Below are 3,494 nucleotides of genomic sequence, written 5' to 3' on the forward strand. Positions count from 1 at the left end.
ACCGATCGGGAAGGACCGGCGGCGGCGCTCAGCGCGGCAGCGGCGCCTCCGCCCGACGCAGCGCCGCGAAGCCGGTGTCCCGGGCGCGGGCCGCCGCGAGCAGGCCGGCCACCGCGGACGCGTTGGTGATCTCGCCGGCCAGGACCATGTCGACCGCCTCGTCCAGGGCCATCCGGACGATCTGCAGGTCGGCCTCCTCGTCACGGCGCTCGTGACGCTCCCCCGCCGGCACGTCGGCCAGGTCCCGGGCCAGGTAGACCCGGACGATCTCGTTGGTGAACCCCGGCGAGCTGTGCAGGTCGACAAGCACGTCGATCCGCCCGGCGGTGAGGTCGGCCTCCTCGGCCAGTTCCCGCAGCGCGGCGGCCGGCAGCTCCTCGCCGGAGACGTCCATCAGCCCGGCGGGCAGCTCCCACAGGTGCCGGCCGATCGGGTGCCGGTACTGCCGGATCAGCACCACCTGACCGGCGTCGTCGAGGGCCACCACGGCCACCGCCCCGACGTGCCGGACGAGGTCACGCAGCGCGGTCCCGCCGCCCGGCATGGTCACCTCCTCGGTGACCACGTCGAAGATCCGACCCCGATAGCGCTCCTCGCGGGAGCGCACCTCGTAGCGGTGCTCAAGGTCGCTCACGCCGTCGCCCCGCTGCTGAGCCTGCTGGTTCGCTCGCTCCGCTCGCTCACGAGGCCGACGCGGCCTTCGTCGCGGCGCCGTTGCGGGCGGCCTTGCGCGCCGACGGGGCCTCCGACGCGGCCTCCAGGTCGACCGGCAACTGGTCGGCCTGCGAGTACGTCACGGCGGCCCGGACGAACGACGCGAACAGCGGGTGCGGGCGGGTGGGACGGCTCTTCAGCTCCGGATGCGCCTGCGTGGCCACGAAGAACGGGTGCAGATCCCGGTCCAGCTCGATGAACTCGACCAGCCGGCCGTCCGGGGAGGTGCCGGAGATGTGCAGGCCCGCCTTGGTCAGCGCGTCCCGGTAGGCGTTGTTGACCTCGTAGCGGTGCCGGTGCCGCTCGCTGATGTCGGTGCTGCCGTACGCCTCGGCGACGATCGAGCCCTCGGTCAGCGTCGCCGGGTACGCCCCGAGCCGCATGGTGCCGCCCAGGTCGCCCTTGCCGGCGACGATGTCCTCCTGGTCGGCCATCGTGGCGATGACCGGGTGCGCGGCCTGCTCGTCGAACTCCAGCGAGTTGGCGCCGTCCAGGCCGGCCAGGTGCCGGGCCACGTCGATCGTCATGCACTGCAGGCCGAGGCAGAGGCCGAGCAGGGGGATGCCGTTCTCCCGGGCGTACCGGGCCGTGCCGATCTTGCCCTCGATGCCACGGACCCCGAACCCGCCCGGGATGAGGATGCCGTCCACGCCGGCCAGGGCGGCCGCCGCGCCGGCCGGGGTGACGCACTCGTCGCTAGGCACCCAGCGCAGCTGCACCCGCGCCCGGTGACCGAAACCGGCCGCCCGGATCGCCTCGCTCACCGACAGGTACGCATCCGGCAGGTCGACGTACTTGCCGACCACGGCGACGGTGACCGTGTGCCGGGGCCGGTGCACCCGCTCCAGCAGGTCGTCCCAGCTCGCCCAGTCCACGTCCCGGAACGACAGCCCGAGCCGGCGCACCACGTACGCGTCGAGCCCCTCGCGGTGCAGCACCTTCGGGATGTCGTAGATGCTCGGGGCGTCCGGCGCGGCGACGACCGCCTCGGCGTCGACGTCGCAGTACAGCGACAGCTTCTCCTTGAGCTTCACCGGGATCTCCCGGTCACAGCGCAGCACGATGGCGTCCGGCTGGATGCCGATGTTGCGCAGCTGCGCCACGGAGTGCTGGGTCGGCTTGGTCTTCAGCTCGCCCGACGGCGCCAGGTACGGCACCAGCGACACGTGCAGGTAGAAGCAGTTGTCCCGGCCCAGGTCGTGGCGCACCTGGCGGATCGCCTCCAGGAACGGCAGCGACTCGATGTCGCCGACGGTGCCACCGACCTCGGTGATGACCACGTCGGGCAGGACGCCGTCGTCGTCCGGGTCGGCCATCGCCAGGATCCGCGACTTGATCTCGTTGGTGATGTGCGGGATGACCTGGACGGTGTCGCCCAGGTACTCCCCCCGGCGCTCCTTGGCGATCACGTCGGAGTAGATCTGGCCGGTGGTGACGTTCGCCTTGCCGGACAGGGCCCGGTCCAGGAAACGCTCGTAGTGCCCGACGTCGAGGTCGGTCTCGGCGCCGTCCTCGGTGACGAAGACCTCGCCGTGCTGGAACGGGTTCATCGTCCCGGGGTCGACGTTGAGGTAGGGGTCGAGCTTCTGCATCACCACGCGCAGCCCGCGCGCGGTCAACAGGTTGCCGAGGCTGGAGGCGGTGAGGCCCTTACCCAGCGAGGAGGCGACGCCCCCGGTGACGAAAATGTGCCTGGTCGTCCGTGCTGATGGGGCCAAGGCCTGCTCCCGTGTCGTCTGTCGCGGTCATGCAGACCGCCGTGCTCGATCAGCAAAGTGATCACGCGATCCACGGGATTCCACGGTAACACCTCTGCGGCGGGTACTCGCAGGCCGCACCCCGGGTGCGACAGCGCCGGGTCACCAGGACGACGTCCGGCGGTCAGGAAGCGGCAACCTCGGTCGATGGCCGGGTGACCGGCGCGGCCGGGGTGTCCGCCGGTGTGTCCGCCGATCGTCGCTGCGCCGGCGCGGAGGGCGCCCCGGTCGCCGCGTCCGCCGCCGGACGCTCCGGCGGCGACTGGGCGGGCCCGTCGACCACCGGAGTGCCCACGGGCGCGTCCGGGCCCGGGGGCAGCACGACCACTCGTGGGGGCGCTGCGGGCGGGCCGCCGATCGGCCGGGGGTGACCCGCGCCCAGCGGTCCACCGCCACCGGTCGGACCGTCGCCTCCCCCGGCTGGCCCGTCGCCGCCGGAGCCCGAGTCGTCGTCGGCCCCGTTCTCCCGGGCACGGCCCGTGTTCGGGCGGGTCCGGTCGGCGGCATGCCCGAGCACGCGCAGCGACGCCAGCGCGGCCATCGGCACCACCAGGGCGGCAGCGGCGCCCGCCACGTCCAGCGCCGCGCCGTCGAGCACGCCACCCAGCACCGCCGCGACCGCCGTGCCGCCCAGCGCGGCCCGGATCGCCGGGTAGATGCCGAACAGCCGCAGCAGCCCGCCCCACGGCTGCAGCAGGGCGAACCACACCAGCAGCCCGCCGGCCAGCGCCAGCACGGTCAACGGGCTGTTCACCAACGTCTCGAAGTTCGCCGTGCTGGACCGGTGCACGGTGAACCCGCCGGTGCCGTCGGCCACCGCGGACAGGAACCGGCCGAGGCTCCCCCGCTCGGCCGCAGGCCGTCGCAGGTCGACCACGGCGAAGCCGATGCCGACCGCCAGGGCGGCCATGGTGGCCCACGCCAGTCGGGTGATGGTCAGCCAGCCGCCGGCGCTGATCGCCGCGGCCACGCTCAGCCCGGCGGTCAGCGCGATCGCGCCGACCGGGTCGGCGCCCAGGTACG

The 3,494-nt window shown here is 73.6% G+C and carries 2 protein-coding genes and 1 pseudogene; all 3 read right to left on the bottom strand.

The annotated features are described in order from the left end of the window. Nucleotides 1-28: 28 nt before the first annotated feature. Nucleotides 29-634, bottom strand: a complete 606-nt coding sequence (locus AB0J68_RS29445) for an NUDIX hydrolase (RefSeq protein ID WP_355069066.1) — start codon at nt 632-634, stop codon at nt 29-31. Between the two features lie 46 nt (nt 635-680). Continuing rightward, on the bottom strand, nt 681-2,432 hold the full coding sequence (locus AB0J68_RS29450; protein WP_363941821.1) for a CTP synthase: 1,752 nt from the start codon (nt 2,430-2,432) through the stop codon (nt 681-683). Between the two features lie 163 nt (nt 2,433-2,595). Further along, nucleotides 2,596-3,494, bottom strand: a pseudogene (locus AB0J68_RS29455) (hypothetical protein); the annotation flags it as partial.

It is taken from the genome of Micromonospora sp. NPDC049580, assembly GCF_040675595.1.
Lineage (GTDB): Bacteria > Actinomycetota > Actinomycetes > Mycobacteriales > Micromonosporaceae > Micromonospora.